Origin of the sequence: Alloalcanivorax dieselolei B5, from assembly GCF_000300005.1 — a bacterium.
Classification (GTDB): Bacteria; Pseudomonadota; Gammaproteobacteria; order Pseudomonadales; family Alcanivoracaceae; genus Alloalcanivorax; species Alloalcanivorax dieselolei.
Genome location: NC_018691.1, coordinates 3,779,001 through 3,798,727, shown reverse-complemented (window position 1 = coordinate 3,798,727; position 19,727 = coordinate 3,779,001). Strand labels below are relative to the sequence as shown.

Annotated in this window: 18 protein-coding genes; all 18 read left to right on the top strand. The window is 63.3% G+C overall.

The genetic code is table 11. The features are described 5' to 3' along the window. Nucleotides 1-76: 76 nt before the first annotated feature. The 18 genes from flhD (at nt 77) to B5T_RS16735 (ending at nt 19,676) form a co-directional block, all read left to right on the top strand. Nucleotides 77-403, top strand: coding sequence for a flagellar transcriptional regulator FlhD (gene flhD / locus B5T_RS16820; RefSeq protein ID WP_014995731.1), 327 nt, complete (start codon nt 77-79; stop codon nt 401-403). Nucleotides 404-406: 3 nt separating this feature from the next. Next, entirely contained in the window at nt 407-979 is a 573-nt protein-coding gene (flhC, locus tag B5T_RS16815) for a flagellar transcriptional regulator FlhC (protein WP_014995730.1), read from the top strand. A gap of 152 nt (nt 980-1,131) precedes the next feature. Then, entirely contained in the window at nt 1,132-2,019 is an 888-nt protein-coding gene (gene motA, locus B5T_RS16810) for a flagellar motor stator protein MotA (protein WP_014995729.1), read from the top strand. Next, the gene (gene motB, locus B5T_RS16805; protein WP_014995728.1) at nt 2,016-2,876 is read left to right on the top strand and encodes a flagellar motor protein MotB; all 861 of its coding nucleotides are present in this window, start codon (nt 2,016-2,018) and stop codon (nt 2,874-2,876) included. Before motA ends, motB begins: the two co-directional genes overlap by 4 nt. Nucleotides 2,877-2,878: 2 nt before the next feature. Continuing rightward, entirely contained in the window at nt 2,879-4,882 is a 2,004-nt protein-coding gene (gene cheA / locus B5T_RS16800; RefSeq protein WP_014995727.1) for a chemotaxis protein CheA, read from the top strand. Beyond that, nucleotides 4,879-5,379 carry a chemotaxis protein CheW gene (locus B5T_RS16795; protein WP_014995726.1) on the top strand — a complete coding sequence of 167 codons (501 nt, stop codon included), beginning with the start codon at nt 4,879-4,881 and terminating at the stop codon, nt 5,377-5,379. Before cheA ends, B5T_RS16795 begins: the two co-directional genes overlap by 4 nt. 59 nt (nt 5,380-5,438) lie before the next feature. Next, complete coding sequence (locus tag B5T_RS16790; RefSeq protein WP_081586966.1) at nt 5,439-6,668, top strand: methyl-accepting chemotaxis protein; 1,230 nt, start codon at nt 5,439-5,441, stop codon at nt 6,666-6,668. After that, nucleotides 6,661-8,322 carry a methyl-accepting chemotaxis protein gene (locus tag B5T_RS16785; RefSeq protein WP_014995724.1) on the top strand — a complete coding sequence of 554 codons (1,662 nt, stop codon included), beginning with the start codon at nt 6,661-6,663 and terminating at the stop codon, nt 8,320-8,322. The genes B5T_RS16790 and B5T_RS16785 overlap by 8 nt, the downstream gene beginning before the upstream one ends. Before the next feature lie 19 nt (nt 8,323-8,341). Beyond that, complete coding sequence (locus tag B5T_RS16780; protein ID WP_014995723.1) at nt 8,342-9,169, top strand: CheR family methyltransferase; 828 nt, start codon at nt 8,342-8,344, stop codon at nt 9,167-9,169. A gap of 129 nt (nt 9,170-9,298) precedes the next feature. Next, a complete protein-coding gene (locus B5T_RS16775; protein ID WP_014995722.1) occupies nt 9,299-10,351 on the top strand; it encodes a protein-glutamate methylesterase/protein-glutamine glutaminase in 1,053 nt (350 codons plus the stop codon). Nucleotides 10,352-10,384: 33 nt separating this feature from the next. Then, nucleotides 10,385-12,133, top strand: a complete 1,749-nt coding sequence (locus B5T_RS23765; RefSeq protein ID WP_014995721.1) for a methyl-accepting chemotaxis protein — start codon at nt 10,385-10,387, stop codon at nt 12,131-12,133. A gap of 25 nt (nt 12,134-12,158) precedes the next feature. Continuing rightward, entirely contained in the window at nt 12,159-12,548 is a 390-nt protein-coding gene (gene cheY, locus B5T_RS16765) for a chemotaxis response regulator CheY (RefSeq protein WP_041717688.1), read from the top strand. A 90-nt stretch (nt 12,549-12,638) separates the two neighbouring features. Continuing rightward, on the top strand, nt 12,639-13,295 hold the full coding sequence (gene cheZ / locus B5T_RS16760) for a protein phosphatase CheZ (RefSeq protein WP_014995719.1): 657 nt from the start codon (nt 12,639-12,641) through the stop codon (nt 13,293-13,295). A gap of 245 nt (nt 13,296-13,540) precedes the next feature. Then, nucleotides 13,541-14,698, top strand: a complete 1,158-nt coding sequence (gene flhB / locus B5T_RS16755) for a flagellar biosynthesis protein FlhB (RefSeq protein ID WP_014995718.1) — start codon at nt 13,541-13,543, stop codon at nt 14,696-14,698. After that, nucleotides 14,695-16,779 (top strand): flagellar biosynthesis protein FlhA, encoded by a 2,085-nt coding sequence (gene flhA, locus B5T_RS16750; RefSeq protein WP_014995717.1) that lies wholly within the window; start codon nt 14,695-14,697, stop codon nt 16,777-16,779. Before flhB ends, flhA begins: the two co-directional genes overlap by 4 nt. 22 nt (nt 16,780-16,801) lie before the next feature. After that, on the top strand, nt 16,802-18,841 hold the full coding sequence (gene flhF, locus B5T_RS16745; protein ID WP_014995716.1) for a flagellar biosynthesis protein FlhF: 2,040 nt from the start codon (nt 16,802-16,804) through the stop codon (nt 18,839-18,841). Further along, on the top strand, nt 18,838-19,287 hold the full coding sequence (locus tag B5T_RS16740) for a hypothetical protein (protein WP_014995715.1): 450 nt from the start codon (nt 18,838-18,840) through the stop codon (nt 19,285-19,287). The genes flhF and B5T_RS16740 overlap by 4 nt, the downstream gene beginning before the upstream one ends. Next, the gene (locus B5T_RS16735) at nt 19,284-19,676 is read left to right on the top strand and encodes a flagellar protein FlhE (RefSeq protein ID WP_014995714.1); all 393 of its coding nucleotides are present in this window, start codon (nt 19,284-19,286) and stop codon (nt 19,674-19,676) included. Before B5T_RS16740 ends, B5T_RS16735 begins: the two co-directional genes overlap by 4 nt. Nucleotides 19,677-19,727 lie beyond the last annotated feature (51 nt).

Below are 19,727 nucleotides of genomic sequence, written 5' to 3'. Positions count from 1 at the left end.
TCGGGGGATCGGGAGTCCTCGGCCAAAGCCGGTCAGGGACTCTCTCGGTATCGGTACCGAAGGAGCAAGCGCAACAATGAATGTCGACAACGTACTGAACGAAATTCAGGATCTGAATCTGACTTATCTGCTGCTGGCGCAACGCCTGCTGCAAGAAGATTTCGCCACCGCTTTGTTTCGTTTGAAGATCGACGAGTCCATGGCGGAGGTGCTGTTGTCCCTCTCCGCGCGTCAACTCAGCCGCCTGGCACGTACCAACCAGTTTCTGTTTCGTCTCGGGTTGGACGATGCCGGCCAGTTGCAAGCGCTGACCAACCATAAGCGGGAGCAGGGACTGGGACAGACCCATGCCGCCCTGTTGATGACCGCCACCGGCGATGCCGTGGCCGCGCGGCAAGGGTGAGACATGAGTGAAAAGAGTCTGGTTGGGGAGATGCAGCAGGTGCAGCTCGCCATCGAATTGATTGAACTGGGCGCCCGGTTGCAAGTGCTGGAATCCGAGACCGAGCTCAGCCGTGGCCGGCTGATCCGTCTGTACAAGGAGGTGCGGGGCATGTCGCCGCCGAAGGGTATGTTGCCGTTTTCCACGGACTGGTTCATTACCTGGCTGCCGAACATTCACTCGTCGTTGTTCTATGGCTTCTTTCGCCACCTCACCGTGCAGCAGCGATGCGGGCGCATGGAGGGGTTCGTCAAGGCCTACCGGCTGTACCTGGAGCAAATGGCATTGGATGGCGCCGAGCCGGTGCTGGGGCTGACCCGGGCCTGGACCCTGGTGCGCTTCTTCGAAAGCGAGATGTTCGAGTTGTCCGCCTGTACCTGTTGCGGGGGCCGCTTCGTCACTCACGCTCATACCCCGACACAGAATTTCGTTTGCGGTATTTGTCAGCCGCCGTCGCGAGCGGGCAAGACCCGCAAGCGGTCCCGGCGGACGGAACCGCTGCTGGACGACGACGCCATGTCGGCCTCCTACGCCTAGGAGGCCGCCCGGCTGGCAAGCGAATAACCCACCACGCCCGCGCACATTCCCCCTAAAGCCCCGCCCATTCCTGCCGATACAGAAATGAGAGTGTTCGTAAACCGCGCCCCCGGGAAGCGGTGAACTGATCCAGCGGCGTAAGGAATCCGGTTGTGCTGATCCCCATTGGTTTCATCATCGTGGCGTTCTCCGTGTTCGGCGGCTTTTTCCTGGCTGGCGGTCATCTCGGTCCGCTCTATCAACCCAGTGAAATCATGATGATCTGCGGTGCCGCCGTGGGCTCCTTCATCGCCGCCAACAATGGCAAGGCGATCAAGGCCACGCTGCGTTCTTCGTCTCAGCTCAAGCGTACCACCCGTTACGGCAAGGACACCTACATGTCGTTGATGTCGCTGCTGTACACGCTGCTGTCGAAGATGCGCCGTGAAGGGGTACTGGGCATTGAACGGGATATCGAAAACCCGCGGGACAGCGACCTGTTCGCCGACTATCCGGAGCTGCGGGAAGATCCGATGATCATGGGGTTCATCACCGACTACCTGCGGCTGATGATCAGCGGCAGTATGGATCCGCACGAACTCGATGAGCTGATGGTTCATGAAATCGAGGCCTTCGAGGACGAAGCGCATATTCCCGCCGATGCCTTGTCCAAGGTCGGCGATGCCTTGCCGGCGTTCGGTATCGTCGCCGCCGTGCTCGGGGTGGTGAAGGCGCTGGGGGCCGCTGATGCGGGCGTGGACGCCATGGGCTATATGATCGCCCAGGCTCTGGTGGGTACGTTTCTGGGTATTCTGCTGGCTTACGGTTTCGTCAATCCGCTGGCCAGTCGTATCGACCGGCAGGTGCGCGAGGGCGTGAAAATGCTGCAGTGCATTCGCGTCACCCTGCTCGCCAATCTGAATGGCTACGCCCCGCAACTGGCGGTGGAATTCGGTCGCAAAGCGCTGCACACCAGTGAGCGGCCCAGCTTCAGTGAACTGGAGGATCATGTGCGTGGCACCCCGCGTGACGACAAGGGCGTGGGTGTGGGTGAAGCATGAGCGAAGCCGTTCGTCGCATCGTCGTTCGCCGCCGCTCGCATCGCGCCGAAGCGCACCACGGCGGTAGTTGGAAGATCGCGCTGGCCGACTTCATGACGGCATTGATGGCGTTGTTCCTGGTGTTGTGGATGATCTCCACCGCCACGCCGCAGCAATTGCAGGGGCTGGCCGAGTATTTTCGCACGCCGCTGAACGTGGCGATGACCGGCGGAGACCGTAGCACCGCCAGTACCAGTGCAATTCCCGGCGGCGGCGATGATCCCGCCCACGCCAAGGGCGAACAGGCCCGTATTGATCTGCGTGATCAGACCCGGCCGGCGGAAACGCAGCGTCAGTTTCTGGAACTGCAGCGCCGTATCGAGAGCACTATCAGTGCCGATGACAGCCTGCGCGAGTTGCGTCAGCAAATGCGTTTCGACGTCACCCCGGAAGGGCTGCGTATTCAACTTCTGGATACCGATCCTCGTCCCATGTTCCATCTTGGCAGTGACCAGGTGGCGCCGTATATGCGCGAGTTGTTACGCACGCTGGCGCCGCTGCTCAATGACCTGCCCAATCCGCTCAGTATCACCGGTCACACCGACAGCGTGCCTTACGCCAACGGTGAACGCGGCTACAGCAACTGGGAATTGTCCGCCGACCGTGCCAATGCCAGTCGCCGTGAACTGATTACCGGTGGTTTGGCGCCGGAAAAACTGTTGCGCGTGGCCGGTCTCGGCGACCGTGTGCCGATGGCTGGCAGCCACCCCGGTGATCCGGTGAACCGCCGTATTACGCTGCTGGTGTTGAATGAGCAGGCGGCACGCCGCATCCGTGCCGAAGGCGAGCCCGCCGGCCGCGCCCCGCTACAGGAGTAACCATGGATATCAGCGATTTTTACAGCACCTTCTTTGAGGAAGCGGAGGAATTGTTGGGGGACATGGAAGCCCATCTGCTGGCGCTGGATGTCGATAATCCGGACATGGAGCAACTCAACGCCATCTTCCGGGCGGCTCACTCCATCAAGGGCGGTGCCGGTACCTTCGGGTTCGAGGCGCTGCAGCGCACCACCCATTTACTGGAGAACCTGCTCGATTACACCCGTCGCGGCGAACTCACGCTGCGTCGTGACATCGTCGATACCTTTCTGGAAGCGAAAGACATGCTACACGACCAACTGGACGCCTACCGCCAAGGCGTGGAGCCGGACGCGGAGGCGATGGCCCGTATCTGTGAGGTGCTGCAAAAGCTGGCGCTGGAGGAAATTGGTGAGCCGGCGGGCGATGTCGCCCCCGCTACCACGGTGGCCCCCTCCACGCCGCCGCCGGCCAGTGGCGGGACCGGACAATCCCTGAGCGTGGCTCTGCTGGGTGTGTCGGAAAGCGACCGGAAACTGCTCATCGAGGAGTTGGGCCAGCTTGGCGATGTGCTGGAAACGCGAGGTGAAGACGACCGCTACGAAGTGCTGATGAAGTCCACCGCCAGCGCTGACGACATCGAGGCGGTGATGTGTTTCATCGTCGAGCCGGAGCAACTGGACATTCGCAGTATTCCCCCGGAGCAACTGCCGGTGCCGGTGAAAACACCGGAGCCGCAACCCAAGGCCGAAACGAAAAGCGCCGCGCGACCGGCCGTCGACAGCCGTGACGGCGGCGCAAATTCCTCGATCCGGGTGCCGGTGGCCAAGGTCGATCACATCATCAATCTGGTGGGCGAACTGATCATTACCCAGTCGATGCTCAATCAGGTGGTGGAGGATTCCGAGTTCACCGGCGATGCCGGCTTCGCCTCCGGCCTCAGCCTTTTGCAGCGTACCGCCCGGGATCTTCAGGAAGCGGTGATGTCCGTGCGAATGGTGCCGATGGACTATGTGTTCAGCCGTTTCCCGCGTCTGGTGCGCGACCTGGCCGGCAAGCTGGGCAAGGATGTGGAACTGATTACCGAGGGCAAATCCACTGAGCTGGATAAGAGCCTCACTGAACGCATCATCGACCCTCTCACGCACCTGGTGCGCAACAGCCTGGATCATGGCCTGGAAACGCCGGAGCTTCGTGCCGCCGCCGGCAAGCCGGGCACCGGCCGCCTCACGCTCTCCGCCCAGCACCAGGGCGGCAATATTCTCATTGAGGTGAGCGATGACGGTGCCGGCCTGGATCGCGAGCGGATTCTTGCCAAGGCCCGCAGCAATGGACTGCCGGTGTCCGACAACATGAGTGACGAGGAAGTCTGGCAATTGATCTTCGCGCCGGGCTTCTCCACCGCAGAGGCCGTCAGTGACGTCTCCGGCCGTGGGGTCGGAATGGATGTGGTCAAGCGAAATATCCAGGCCATGGGCGGCCATGTGGATGTGATCTCCGAAGCCGGCCAGGGCACCCGCACCCGCATCGTACTGCCGTTGACCCTGGCCATTCTTGACGGCATGTCGGTGCGGGTCGGTGAGGAGACCTTCATTCTCCCGGTCAGCGCGGTGATCGAATCGCTGCAGCCGCGTGCCGATGACCTCTACACCATGGCCGGCGGCGATGTGCTGCTGAAAGTGCGTGAGGACTATCTACCGTTGGTGGCATTGCACCATGCCATGGAGGTGTCCGGCGCGGTGACCGATCCGACCTCGGCCATCGTTGTTATCGTGCAGGGCGAGGGGCGCCGCTATGCCCTGCTGGTGGACGAACTGGTGGGCCAGCAGCAAGTGGTGGTCAAGAATCTGGAAACCAATTACCGCAAGGTTCCCGGGGTGTCCGCCGCAACCATTCTCGGTGACGGCAGCGTCGCGCTGATTCTGGATATCCCCGACCTGCACCGTCTCAGCCAAAGCAAGAAAGCGAGTGACGCGGTCGCTCGAAACTCCACTGTTCTTTCCTCCAAGGAGGTTTCCGCATCATGAGCAACCTGGTTTCCGTCAATCCCGTCAAGAAAGCCGCCGAGATCAGCAGCCGCGAATTCCTGGTGTTCTCCCTGGGTGACGAGGAGTACGCCATCGACATTCTCAAGGTCCAGGAGATCCGGGGTTACGAAAACGTCACCCGCATCGCCAATGCGCCGGATTTCATCAAGGGGGTGGCCAACCTGCGTGGCGTGATCGTGCCGATTGTCGATTTGCGCCTGAAATTCCGTCTGGCCAATGCCGACTATACCCAGCAGACGGTGGTGATCGTGATCAATATCGGTACCCGCGTGGTGGGTATCGTGGTGGATCAGGTGTCGGACGTAATGACCTTGACCGCCGAGCAGATCAAACCGCCGCCGGAGTTCGGTATCAGCCTGCCTCTGGATTACATCCATGGGCTCGGCAATCTGGAGGAACGCATGCTGGTACTGGTGGACATCGAGAGACTGCTCACCAGCGAGGAACTGGCCATCGTCGAGCGCGTTGGTGAATAAGAGCTGTTCAGGGTCTCTACGAGACGAGTGAGATAACCATCGTGAAAGTACTGGATAACATGACGGTCAAAGTAAGTTGGGGGCTGGTTCTGGCGGCGTTCTCGCTGTTGATCCTGATTCTGAGCGCGCAGAGTGTGTACATCCTCAATCAGAGCCATGACGCGATGATCCGGCTGGCGGCGCAATCCGGTGACGCCGGCAGTCAGGCGCTGGCCGCTTTCGATACCTACACCGCCACCATGCGTTGGGGGATAGGCGTGGTGATCGCGGCGTCCGTGGTGCTGGTGGTGATCGTGCTGTGGGGCGTGACCGTCAATGTTATCCGGCCACTGCGCAAGGTAGTGGGGCACTTCGAGCGGATGGCCAAAGGCGATTTGTCGGAGCGGATCGAGGCGCGTGGCGATAACGAAATTGGTCAACTGTACGCGGCCTTGTCGGATATGCAGCAAAGCCTGTCCCGAACCGTCGCCACCGTGCGCGACAGCAGTCAGGGGATCTATCAGGGCGCGGGTGAAATCGCTCAGGGCAACAGTGATTTGTCCTCGCGCACGGAGCACCAGGCCGCCTCGCTGGAGCAGACCGCCGCCAGTATGGAGCAGCTCACCTCGACGGTGGAGCAGAACGCCGACAACGCCCGTCAGGCCAGCCAACTGGCCGCCAGTGCTTCTCAAACCGCGCAGCGGGGCGGAGAAGTGGTGGGCGAGGTGGTGGGCACCATGGCTGAGATCAGCGGCAGCGCGCGCCAGGTGACCGAGATCATCGAGGTGATCGATTCCATTGCCTTCCAAACCAACATTCTGGCGTTGAACGCTTCGGTGGAAGCCGCCCGGGCCGGCGAGCAGGGCCGCGGTTTCGCGGTGGTGGCGGGGGAAGTCCGTGCCCTGGCCGGACGCAGTGGCGAGGCGTCGAAAAAGATTCGTGCATTGATCGAAACGTCGGTGGAACGTATCGACGCCGGTACCCGGCTGGTGGATCAGGCGGGCAGCACCATGACCGACATCGTCGAAGCGGTGCGGCGAGTCACCGACATCATGGATGAGATTGCTTCCGCCTCGCAGGAGCAGAGCAAGGGCATCGGCCAGGTGAATCAGGTCATCACACAAATGGATCAGGTTACCCAGCGCAACGCGGCTTTGGTGGAGGAGGCGGCCTCGGCGGCCAGTGAGCTGGAAGGGGAGGCCGCGCGACTGCGGCAGGCCGTGGCGCTGTTTAAGCTGGCCCAGGTGAAGGACGGTTTCGCCGACGATGGCGCTGCCCTCACTGTCGAGGCAGAGGTGGTGCATGCGTGATAACCAGCCCGTCACTCAACGGGATTACCCGCTGCGCGATGACCACTTTCTGATTTCCCGCACGGATCTGCGTGGCAAGATCACCTACGCCAATCCCGCCTTCATCGAGGTCAGTGGATTCAGCCGGGAGGAGTTACTGGGCGCGCCCCATAACCTGATTCGCCACCCGGATATGCCGTCACTGGCGTTTGAAAACCTCTGGCATACCCTCAAGCAGGGCGGCACCTGGGTCGGCGTGATCAAGAATCGCCGCAAGAACGGCGACCACTATTGGGTCAAGGCGCACGTCACGCCGATCATGGAAGACGATGAAATCAAGGGTTATGTGTCGGTGCGACTGAAGCCGGACGCCGACAGCGTGGCCCGGGCGGAGCAGGAGTATGCCGCCATACGTCAGGGTAACGGACAGCATCTCTTGCTGGAACGGGGAGAGATCCTGCGGAGGGGACCGCTCGGCTGGTGGCGGCGCCTGGGGCAGCGCGGTGGCGTCTTGCGCCTGGGGGGATTGGCGTTACTGGCCGTGGTGTTGTTGGCGATCAGCAGCGCGGTGGGGCTCTATGGCGCAAGTCATTTGCAGTCGGACGATCCCGTGCGCGGCCGGTTGATCCTCGCGCATGGTGTACTGTTGGCCGCCGGTGTACCGATGTTGGTTTTGCTTGGCGTGCTGACCGCTGGCGCCTTGTTGAAGCCGCTGCGCGAGGCGGTGATGTTCACCTTTCAAATCGCCGCCGGCAATCTGGCGGCGCGGCCGCCGAAGGCTACCGTGGGCGAAGCGGGGCGGCTGATGCTGGCTCTGGCGGTGATGCAGCGCTGCCTTGGCAGCATCGTCGGCAACGTCAATGAGGGTATCGCGGCGGTGACGCCGGCTGCTCGCGGCATCGCCGAAGCCAATCGGGATTTGTCCTCCCATACCGAACAGCAGGCCGCTTCCCTGCAGCAAACCGCGTCCAGTATGGAACAGATCACCAGCGCGGTGCGGCAGAACGCGGACAATGCCCGGCAAGCCAGCGGGCTGGCATCGCAGGCGGCCAGCCAGGTGGCGCACAGCGGCGAGGTAATGGGAGAGGTGGTCAATACCATGGATCGCATTACCGCCAGTTCCAGCAAGATGACGGTGATCATCGACAGTATCGACGCCATCGCTTTTCAGACCAATATCCTGGCACTCAATGCCTCGGTGGAGGCTGCCCGGGCCGGTGAGCAGGGGCGCGGCTTCGCGGTGGTGGCCAGTGAAGTTCGTAACCTGGCTGGACGGTCCGCCGCCGCGGCGAAAGAGATTCGCGAGCTGATCGCCAACTCGGGCAGGGAGATTCAGGGTGGCGCCGACCTGGTACACCGGGCGGAGAGCACCATCCGTGAGGTGGTGGCGTCGGTAACCCGGGTCAACGACATCATGGGGGAGATCACCTGTGCATCCGAAGAACAGAGCTCCGGTATCGCCCAGATCAACCAGGCGGTGACACGGATGGACGAGACCATGCGGCACAACGCGCGACGTATTCAGGGCTCCGCCGATGCCGCCGGCGCGCTGCGGGCCGAGGTCGATACACTCGGCCATTCCGTGGCGGTGTTTCGTTTGCGCGACACCGCCCGGGATGAGGCGGGCCGTTCCCTTCAAACCGGGCCCTCGTTGGTGATGGAAGCGGGGAGCTGACTTGAATCCGACGCATGAGATGGCCGCTTCGTCCCTGTTTTCAGAACGTGATCTGCATTTTTCCGCCGGCGATTTTCAAACCATTCGGACACTGATTTATCAGCGCGCCGGCATTGTATTGGCGGAACACAAGAAGGACATGGTCTACAGCCGTGTCGGTCGCCTGGTGCGTGCCCGGGGCCTGACCCGTTTCGCGGATTATCTGGCAAGTCTGGAAGCCAGTGGGGAAGGTGTCGAATGGCAGGCGTTCGTCAACGCGCTCACCACCAACCTGACCTCCTTTTTCCGTGAATCGCACCACTTTCCAGTGCTGGCCGATCATGTCCGTGGCCGTCGTGATCCGGTCCGGGTATGGAGCGCCGCGGCGTCCACCGGCGAAGAGCCGTATTCCATCGTCATGACGTTGCTGGAAACCCTGGGTGAGCACGCCAACGTGGAGGTGCTGGGCACCGATATCGACACCGAGGCCCTGGACCGGGCCCGACGTGCCGTTTACCCGCTGGAACAGGTAGCGCGCCTGGATGACCAGCGCATGCGGCGTTTTTTTCAGAAAGGCAGTGGCGCCCGGGCCGGCTATGCCCGGGTAAAACCCGCCCTGGTAGCGAAAGTGCGTTTTCAGGTGATGAACCTGGTCGCCCGGGACTGGCCCTCCGAGCACCGTTTCGATGCCATCTTCTGCCGCAACGTGATGATTTACTTCGATCGTGAAACCCAGACCCGGGTGCTGGGGCGGCTGGCCGACCGGCTCAAGCCTGACGGCCTGTTGTTCGCCGGCCACTCAGAAAACGTCTCCTACCTGAGCGATCGCTTTCGCTCCCGCGGTCAGACGGTGTACTCGCTGGTATGAACGCGGCGGTGGCGGCCTTTCTTCAATCCGGCCTCAAGCTTGGCGCGTCACGGCCGATAAGCTAACCAGTAGGACTTTTGAACCAACGCCATTGCAATGTTTCCACCGTAACAGGGGCGGGTTTGGGCTATGGAAAAAATTCGGGTGCTGTGCGTCGACGATTCCGCGCTGATTCGTGACTTGATGCGCGAGATCATCAACCACCATCCCGACATGGAAGTGGTGGCGGTGGCGCCGGATCCCATTGTGGCGAGAGACCTGATCAAGCGGCATAACCCGGATGTATTGACGCTGGATGTGGAGATGCCGCGCATGGACGGGCTCGACTTTCTGGAGCGTCTGATGCGCCTGCGGCCGATGCCGGTGCTGATGGTGTCGTCACTGACCCAGGCCGGATCGGAAATCACCTTGCGGGCGCTGGAGCTGGGCGCGGTGGATTTCATCGAAAAGCCGTCGTTGGGGATTCGCTCGGGCATGCTCGATTACAGCGAACTGATCGCGGAAAAAATCCGCGCCACGGCTCGCTCCCGGCCGCGCCGGGCCAATGAGACCCGGATATCGCCGCCGAAGTTGAAGGCCCCGATCATTTCCAGCGAAAAGCTGGTGATTCTGGGGGCTTCCACGGGCGGAACCGAAGCGATTCGGGAAGTGCTGTCTCCGCTGCCGCCAAACAGCCCGGCGATTCTGATCGCGCAACATATGCCCGGTGGATTCACCTTGTCGTTCGCTGAACGACTGAACCGGCTCTGCGCGGTGACGGTAAAGGAGGGGGAACACGGAGAGCGGGTGCTGCCCGGTCACGTGTACATCGCGCCGGGGGACGCGCACATGCTGTTGGCCCGTAGCGGGGCGAACTATGTGATTCACCTTGATCAGGGGCCGCCGGTGAATCGTCATCGGCCCTCCGTGGATGTGCTGTTCCGCTCAGCGGCGCAGCACGCCGGCCGCAACGCCATTGGCGTCTTGCTCACCGGTATGGGCAAGGACGGTGCCGGGGGACTGCTTGCCATGCGTGAAGCCGGTGCCCACACCCTGGCCCAGGATCAGGACACCTCCCTGGTGTTCGGGATGCCCCGTGAGGCCATTGCCCTGGGCGCGGCCACCGAAGTGCTGCCGCTGGATCAGGTGGCGCCGCGTCTGATGGCACTGGCGGCCGCTTCCGGGCGGGCTCAGCGGGTATAGACAGAACAACCTTGAAGAAAGGAAAGGCCGGCTATGATGAAATTCGTGCGAAATATCAATATCAATACGGCGGTGGCCGGGGCGCTGATTTGTTGTGCGCTTTTGATCAGTGGTCTCGCCGCCATCCGCATCCTGACCAACCAGATGGTGGAATCATCGATTACAACCCTGAATCAGGTCAACGTGCAGCAACTGAATCAGGTGGCCCGGGCGACAACCCTGTTGAACCAGGCCCGTATCGAAATGGATCTGGCCGCCGATTATCTGGATAACGGCATGCGCTTGGTGGCGGACAACCAGATTCAGCGCGTAAGTGGCTTTCTGGAACGGGCGGAAAGCCGGTTTCAGGGCTTTCTCGATAGTCCCAAGACCGAGATGGGTGCAGCCCGGGCGGATGAGCTGGCCGGCGCTTACAATGAAGTACTGCGTCTGGTGAAAATGCAGTATGACTATCTGCAGAAAGCGGACTTGCGCACCTACCGCAATCTGCGTCAGGAACTGCTCACCCCCAACGACGATCTCAATGACACCCTGACCAACTTTACCCGCTATGGGGATGAGCACGGTCAGGAGGTGATGGACCATTACCACCAGCAGACCACCTTGTTCTCTTACATCGGTACCGGCATGTTGGTGCTCACCGGTATCATCATGGTGTTGGTGTATCTGATGTTGCGGGGCGTGGTGGTGAAACCGCTGAGCTGGGCGGTGGAGAATCTGCAGCGCATCGCCCGCGCGGATCTGTCCGAGGACATCAAAGTGCCGGGCAACAATGAAATCGGCAAGCTGTTCACCGCCATGGCGGAGATGCAGCACAGTCTCGGCAAGATCGTCACCGAGGTGCGCGAAAGCGGCAACGCCATTTATGTCGGCGCCTCCGAGATCGCCAGCGGCAACGCGGATCTGTCTTCCCGCACGGAACAGCAGGCCGCCTCCCTGGAGGAGACCGCCACCAGCATGGAACAGCTCACCGCCACGGTGAAGCAGAACGCCGATAACGCGCGCCAGGCCAGCGGCCTGGCCAACGACGCCTCCGGCACCGCCGGTCGTGGCGGTGCCGTAATGGAACGGGTGATCGGCACCATGCGCGGCATTTCCGACAGCTCCCGCAAGGTGGCGGAAATCACCAGCATGATCGACTCCATCGCCTTTCAGACCAACATCCTGGCGTTGAACGCCTCGGTGGAGGCGGCGCGCGCCGGTGAACAGGGGCGCGGCTTCGCGGTGGTGGCCGGTGAAGTGCGCAACCTGGCGGGCAACAGTGCCGATGCCGCCCGGCAAATCAAGGAGTTGATCGAGAGCTCCGTCTCCCAGGTGGATGAAGGCTCCCGCCTGGTGGAGGAAGCCGGTGAGACCATGCGGGAAGTGGTGGCCGCGGTGAAACGGGTGACCGACATCATGGATGAGATCTCTTCCGCCTCCCAGGAACAAAGCGGGGGTATCGAGCAGGTCAGCCAGGCGGTAACGCAAATGGACGAAGTGACCCAGCAAAACGCGTCGCTGGTGCAGGAAGCCAGCGCCGCCGCGGCGTCACTGGAAGAACAGGCACGGCGTTTGGAAAAAGCGGTGGCCATCTTCCGCCTGCAACCAGAACAACTGGCCGCCTTGTCGCTTTGGCGCAAGCCGGAGCAGGGCGATGACCCGGAAACCTCCGGGGAGATTGAGGGTGACGACGATCGCATCACCAAGGCGGGAAAGCCGGTACCGGCGGAAGAGAAAATGAAAAAGGTGGTGCCGCGCCGCGAAGCGGTGACCACCGAGGATGACTGGGAAGAGTTCTGACCGGAATCAAGTAGCGGAGAGCACAATCGTGGACAAGAACATGAGTATTCTGGTGGTGGATGATTTTCCCACCATGCGCCGCATCATCCGCAGCCTGCTCAAGGAGCTGGGATACGGCAATGTGGATGAAGCGGAGGACGGTCAGGAGGCCTTGACCAAGTTACGTGGAGGCGGCTTTCAGTTCGTGGTGTCGGACTGGAACATGCCCAACCTGGACGGCCTGGAAATGCTCAAGCAGATTCGCGCCGACGGCGAGCTTAACCACCTGCCGGTGTTGATGGTGACCGCGGAGGCGAAGAAAGAAAACATCATTGCCGCGGCCCAGGCCGGTGCCAACGGTTACATCGTCAAACCCTTTACCGCCGTCACCCTGGAAGAAAAGCTCAACAAGATCTTCGAGAAACTTGGCGCATAACCCGTTACAGGCAGCATCCGGGAATGGTGATGGCACGCCGCCGGCCAGGGCCGGCAGGATGCCAGACATCCCGAGGCAGGAGAAAGCAGCATGAGCAACGAGGCCGGGCATATCAGCGAAGGGGCGGCCGGATCCGACGATCTGGTCCAGCGTATTGGTCAGCTTACCCGCATGTTGCGCGACAGCATGCGCGAACTGGGTCTGGATAAGGAAGTGGTCAAGGCGGCGGAGGCGATTCCCGATGCCCGCGCCCGCTTGGATTACGTGGCCACCATGACCGAACAGGCGGCCGACCGGGCGCTTAATGCTATTGATCGCGCGCAGCCACTGCAGAATCAAATAGCCGACCGTGCCGGTGATCTGGATCAGCGCTGGCAAGCCTGGTTCCAGGAACCGAAGGAGCTGGATCAGGCCCGCGACCTGGTCAACGACACGCGAGCATTTTTCGGCGAAGTGCCGGACCTGGCTCAGGCCACCAACAAGGAGCTGTTGGAAATCATGATGGCCCAGGACTTCCAGGATCTCACCGGCCAGGTGATCAAGAAGATGATGGAGGTGATCCAGGAGGTGGAGCGGCAGTTGCTGCAAGTGCTGCTGGATAACGTTCCGGAAGGCCGTGAGCGTGATGACATGCAGCGCCGCCGCGACGACTCCCTGATCAACGGGCCGCAGATCGACGCCGCCAAGGAAGACGTGGTCAGCAGCCAGGATCAGGTGGATTCCCTGCTGGATGAGCTGGGGTTTTAAGCCCGGCGGTGCGGACATCCGCTTGGCGGTCGCTACAAGGCCGCTGTAGGAGCTTGCCCTGCAAGCGAATAGGGCTCCTGGTTCCCAGGAATTCGCTTGCAGGGCAAGCTCCTACAACGGCTCCGTGGTGGCTTTCGTGGGAAGCCGCCGAATAACCGCCATTCCCTGCCTCTAATCCACCGTTAGCCGTGCCGCCGCTTTGCCGACAATGATGGGCCGAATACCCAGCCCTCCTTGACGGTGCCATGGCGGACGATACCCAGGACCAGGAAAAGACCGAACCGGCCACCCCCCGACGATTGGAACAGGCGCGGGAAGAAGGCCAGGTGCCGCGTTCGCGGGAGCTGGCCACCTTTCTGTTGCTGTTCGCCGGGGTCGGTGGTCTGTGGGTGATGTCCGGCCCGTTGTTCGGCCAGCTCGCTCTGGTGATGGAGCAGTCCTTCCTGTTTGAGCGGCGCCAGGCGCTGGATACCGGCCCGATGCTCGGCCACGCGGCGGATCTGGGGGTACGGACCCTGGTGGCGCTGATGCCGTTATTCCTGACGCTGCTGGTGGTGGCGCTGGTGGCGCCGATGCTCACCGGCGGCTGGTCGATGAGCGCCAAGGCGTTGCAACCGAAATTCTCCAAACTCAATCCAATCGCGGGCCTGAAACGCATGTTTTCCAGCCAGGCGCTGGCGGAGCTGGCCAAGGCGCTGGCCAAGTCAGTGCTGGTGGGCGGCGTGGCGGTGCTTTTCCTGCTGCGCCACAAAGGGGAATTCATGGCGCTGATGGAGCAGCCTTTGCGTCTGGCACTGACCAACGCGCTGACGCTGGCCGCCTCCGCCAGCGGTCTGATGGTGCTGACGCTGCTGGTGGCCGTGCTGATCGATGTGCCTTACCAGCTCTGGAGTCACGCCAAGAAGCTGCGTATGAGCAAGGAAGAGATCAAACGCGAACACAAGGAAAGCGAAGGCGATCCGCAACTCAAGGCGCGTATTCGTTCGCAGCAGCAGAGCGTGGCGCGCCAGCGCATGATGAGCAAAGTCCCCGAGGCGGATGTGATCGTCACCAACCCCAGCCATTTCGCCGTGGCCTTGCGTTACGAAGAAGGCCGCATGTCCGCGCCGCGGGTGGTGGCTAAAGGGGCGGATCAGGTGGCGGCCCGTATTCGTGCCCTCGGCGAGGAACACCGGGTGCCGTTATTGGAAGCGCCGCCGCTGGCGCGAGCCCTGTATCGCCATGTGGATCTGGACCAGGAAATTCCCGCCGCTTTGTACACCGCCGTGGCGGAGGTGCTGGTCTGGGCTTTCCGTCTCAAGAGCGCCCGTGGCAGTGGCGAAGCAGCGCCGGTGCCGCCGCGGGATCTGCCGGTTCCCGATGACCTGGCGGTGCCCGCCGCCGATCAAGGAGGCGCATCATGATGGGATCGCTGCTGGGTGCGGGCTCTTCTTTGTCGATGAAGAACGTGCCGATGAAGATCATGGCCGGACCGGTACTGATCCTGCTGGTCATGTCCATGCTGATCCTGCCGCTGCCGCCGTTCGCGCTGGATCTGTTCTTTACCTTCAATATCGCCCTGGCGGTGATGGTGCTGCTGGTCAGCATGTTCACCCTCAACTCCCTGGACTTCTCCGCCTTTCCGTCGGTGCTGCTGTTCACCACCCTGATGCGGTTGTCGCTGAACGTGGCCTCCACCCGGGTGGTGTTGATGGACGGGCACGAGGGCGGCGACGCCGCCGGTAAGGTGATCGAGGCGTTCGGCCAGTTCCTGGTGGGCGGCAACTTCGCCGTTGGGCTGGTGGTGTTTCTGATCCTGGTGGTGATCAACTTCGTGGTGATCACCAAAGGCGCCGGGCGCATCGCCGAAGTGGGCGCGCGCTTTACCCTCGACGCCATGCCCGGCAAACAAATGGCCATCGATGCCGATCTCAACGCCGGCCTGATCGGCGAGGAAGACGCCCGCCGCCGCCGTGCCGATGTGGCCAAGGAAGCGGATTTCTACGGTTCCATGGACGGCGCCAGCAAGTTCGTTCGCGGCGACGCCGTGGCCGGGCTGGTGATCATGGTGGTGAACGTGCTCGGCGGTTTGTTGATCGGCATGCTGCAGCACGACATGAGCTTCGCCGAAGCGGGCCGCACCTATGCGTTGCTGACCATTGGTGACGGCCTGGTGGCGCAGATTCCGGCGTTGGTGATCTCCACCGCCGCCGGCGTCACCGTGTCGCGGGTCAACACCGACCAGGATATCGGTGAGCAGATCATCGACCAGTTGCTGATCAATCCCAAGGTGATGTTCCTGGCCGCCGGCGTGATGGGGTTGCTGGGGCTGGTACCGGGGATGCCGAATCTGGTGTTCTTGCTGTTCACTCTCGCGTTGGGGGGGATTGCCTGGTATCTGATCCGGCGGCGCGACCAGAATCTGGCGGAACAACACATCGAGGCCGCGGCGGCGCCGGAGCCGGAAGCCCCGGAAGCCACCTGGGACGATGTGCGCCTGATCGATACCTTGGGCCTGGAAGTGGGGCACCGGCTGATTCCGCTGGTGGATCATCGTCAACATGGTGAGTTGCTTGGCCGCATCAAGAGCGTACGCAAGAAATTCGCTCAGGACGTGGGCTTCCTGCCGCCGGTGGTGCACATCCGCGACAACCTGGAGCTGGACGCCAACAGCTATGTGATCACCCTCAAGGGCGCTGAAGTGGGGCGTGGCCAGGCTTTCCCCGGCCAGTGGCTGGCCATCGATCCCGGTCAGGTGTCCGGCACCCTGGAAGGGCGTGCCACCCAAGACCCCGCCTTCGGCCTGCCAGCGGTATGGATCGACGAATCCCAACGGGAACGGGCCCAGGTGTACGGCTACACGGTGGTGGACGCCGGCACCGTGGTGGCCACTCACTTCAATCATCTGTTGCACCGCTATGGCGCGGAAATGCTGGGACGCAAGGAAGTTCAGCAACTGCTGGACAAACTGGGCGAAGAGCAGAAGGCGCTGGTGGAAGAGGTGGTGCCCAAGGCCGTGTCGCTCACCACGCTGCAGCGCATTCTGCAAAACCTGCTGGACGAGGATGTGCCGATCCGCGATCTGAGCACCATCCTCGATGCCCTGGCCGAACCGGGCAATGCCCAGGCCGACGCGGAAGAGCTGACCGCCCGGGTCCGCGTGGCCCTGGGTCGGGCTATCACCGACCGGTGGTTCTCCGCCACCGGCGAGCTGTCGGTGATCGGTCTCGACGCCGGTCTCGAACAGGTGCTGGAACAAGCGCTCAACGGTGGTGGCGCGCTGGAGCCGGGCCTGGCGGATACGCTGATGAATCAGGCCGGCGCCGCCCTGGAGCGGCAGGAAAATGCCGGCTTGCCGCCGGTGCTGGTGGTGGTGCCGGCCCTGCGTGGTCTGCTGGCCCGTTTCCTGCGCCGCCGTCTGCGTCACCTGGTGGTGCTGTCCCAGGCGGAAATCCCCGATGACCGTACCTTGCGCGTCACCGAACTGATCGGAATGCAGCCATGAACGCCGATGAAGGAAGAGGGCCATGAGTGTCCATCGTTTTGTCGCGCCCACGCAGCGTGAGGCCATGCGCCGGGTCCGCGAGGCCCTGGGCGATGACGCCCTGATCGTGGCCAACCGCCCGGTGCCCGGTGGCGTGGAACTGGTCGCCCTGCGCGAAGGGGAAGAGGCCCCCGCGTCCCCGCCTTCCGGCGAAGCCCTGCCGATGGCGGAAGGCGACGCCGATGTCAGCCGGTTATTGCTGAAGGAAGTGGAAACGCTGCGGGCGCTGTTGCGGCGCCGGGAGCGTGGCGAGGGCGCCACCGATTCGCCGTTGGCGACGACGCTCCGTGGCGCCGGTTTCAGCGCCGCCCTGATCACCGATGTGCTGGCGGGGCTGCCGGAAGAAGCCGGTGAGGGCGATGCCGCCCGGGCCTGGGTGGAAGAACAGCTGGCGCGCCGCCTCAACGCCCAGGCGCAGCCCTGGGACAAATTGGCCGAGGGCGGTGTCCTGGCGTTGCTGGGCCCCACCGGCGTGGGCAAAACCACCACCGCCGGCAAGCTGGCGTCGCACTACGCGATGCGCTGGGGGGCGGATCAGGTGGCCCTGGTCAGCGCCGACGGTTACCGGGTGGCGGCCCGGGATCAATTGCGTGTCTACGCGGAACTGCTCGGCGTGGAGCTGCATCTGCTGTCACCGGGGCGCACGCTGGCCTCGCTGGCGGGGGTATTGAATGAAAAGCGTCTGGTGATCATCGACACGGTGGGGCTGGGACAGCGGGATGAGCGTCTGGCGGAGGGGTTTGCGCCCCTGGTGGGTGGCGCCCGCGGCACCCGGGCAGTGCTGTTGCTGAATGCGGCCAGTCAGGCGGAGACCCTGGATGAGGTTAGCACTCACTATCGTCGTGCCGCGCGACAAGCCGGTATGACGCTGGACGATGTCATCATCACCAAGAGTGATGAAGCGGCCCGTCTGGCGCCGTTGCTGGACGTGGTGATCGGTCAGGGACTGCGGCCCTGGTTCCAATGTCACGGCCAACGGGTGCCGGAAGATCTGGCCCCTCTGGACGGCGTCGAGCTGGTCCGGCAGGCGTTGAATCAGGGCGGCAGCCGAACCGGCGGCGCGCTGCCGTTCAATCCATTGGCGCAGACCGGCACCCTGGTGAATACCCTTACCGACCTGCGTCGCGATGTGCCCGGCTTCTCCTGGCTGGAACAGGCGCTGGCGGGGCAATGGCAGAGGCAGCCACCGCTGCCGCCGGGCGACGAGGCCGGTTGGCTGTTCTGGCCGGCGGCGCGGGATCAGGCCGCCCTGGTGCTGGGCAAAGAGGGCGAGGCCTGGCCGCTGTGGCCGCCGAACGAGGCCTCCCAGGTGCGTTGTCTGCAATGGTGCCATCGCCATTACCCGTCACTGATGCCGGTGCTCTCCGGTGTGCCGCGAGCCACGGTCTGGCGGTGGCTGGATCGCCAGGGGATCGACTGGATGGCCAGGGCGCAGGCGCAGGCGCGGGTGCGTTATCGAAGTGACATCCAGCCATTGTGGGCGCTGCGCGAACAGGCGCCGGAACAGGGAGAGGCGCTGTTGCGCCAGAAGGGGCGCACGTTGCGGGTCAGCCTGCGCGCCTTGCCGGTGGCGGCGGCTTCCGGCCGTCGTTATAGCGGGCTGGTCCGCGCCTGGTTCCTGCAAGCGCGGGATCCTGATACCGATCGGGTGCGCGGCTGGCGTTATGCCCTGTTGCCCAATGACTGGGACCTGTCGCGGGCGCGACCGCATTTGCTGGCGTTGTGGCGGGGACAGGCGGTGACCGGGCTCCACCAGCGGGCCTTGCGGGAACTGTCGGAGGGGGTCGCTTCGTCATCGGGCGATTCTTCACCTTCCTTTCCTTCTCATTGTTCGGCTGCTGTCGGACTGGCGGCCCTGGCCTGTCGTCTCGACGAGGAGCAAAGCGACTGGGCGGTGGCGACTCGCGGCCGGGTCCTGGGCCTGCTCGGGCCACGCCGCCGGCGCACGCCGGAGCGGTTGTTGACGGCGCTGCTGCATGTGATCCGCACCCATGACGCCCTGCGTCTGATGAGGGCGTCATGACCGTCATGCCCGGCGCGGATCAGGCCGCCGGCCTGCGGGCCTGGGCCGCCACGCGCGGTCAAAGTGTCGCGCCGACCCTGGTGGTGGTGGGCGATCCGCTACCCGCCCAGGCCGGACGGCGGGCCCGGGCAGTGCTGGAGCATTGGGCCGACTGCGGTTGGCGTTGGGTTGGCGTGGCACAGGACTGGCGCATCGTGCCGCTGTCTCCGGCCCTGCCGGTGCCGGTCAGTGCCCAGCGTGAACCTCGTTGGGCGCTGTGGGTGGAGCCGGACGGCGCCGGTCTGCGCCGGGCCCTGAGCTGTCTGGAATCGGTGCGGCGTCAGCAAGGACCGCGACGCCTGCTGGCGCTGCACCCACCCCGGCTGCAACGGCGTGGTCTGCTGGACAATCTGCAGCAGGCGGCCCGGCGCTTTCTCGATACCGATCTGGTGGTGCTGGCGCCATGACGCTGCTGCGCGGGCTGTTATGGATGAGCCTGCTGTGGCCCTGGCTGGCGCCGGCGGCGCCGGGCAGCTGGAGCGCCGAGGCGCCTTCGGTGCGGGTGGCGGTACCGGGACGGGTCTATCACAGCGAGCCGTTGCTGCCGCCCGGCGACGCCGCTGCGCGGGGCAACTACATCCAGAAAGTTCGCTGGCGTTACAGCACGCCGCCGGGGCGCTCGTTGCGCGCCTGGTTATGTCGGGGCGAACGCTGCCTGCGGCTGTCCGGCAACCGGGGCATCAGCGAAGCGTTACAGGGACCGGCGTGGTCGCCGCTGTCGTTCCGTTTCCAACTGCCCGACGGTGAACGCCGCGCGGTGACGGTCTCCGACATTCAGGTTCTGGTCAATTATTGATCTCAACCCCATCGTGGTCCTTTCCGGTATGGAGAGGGCCAATGCTGTCCC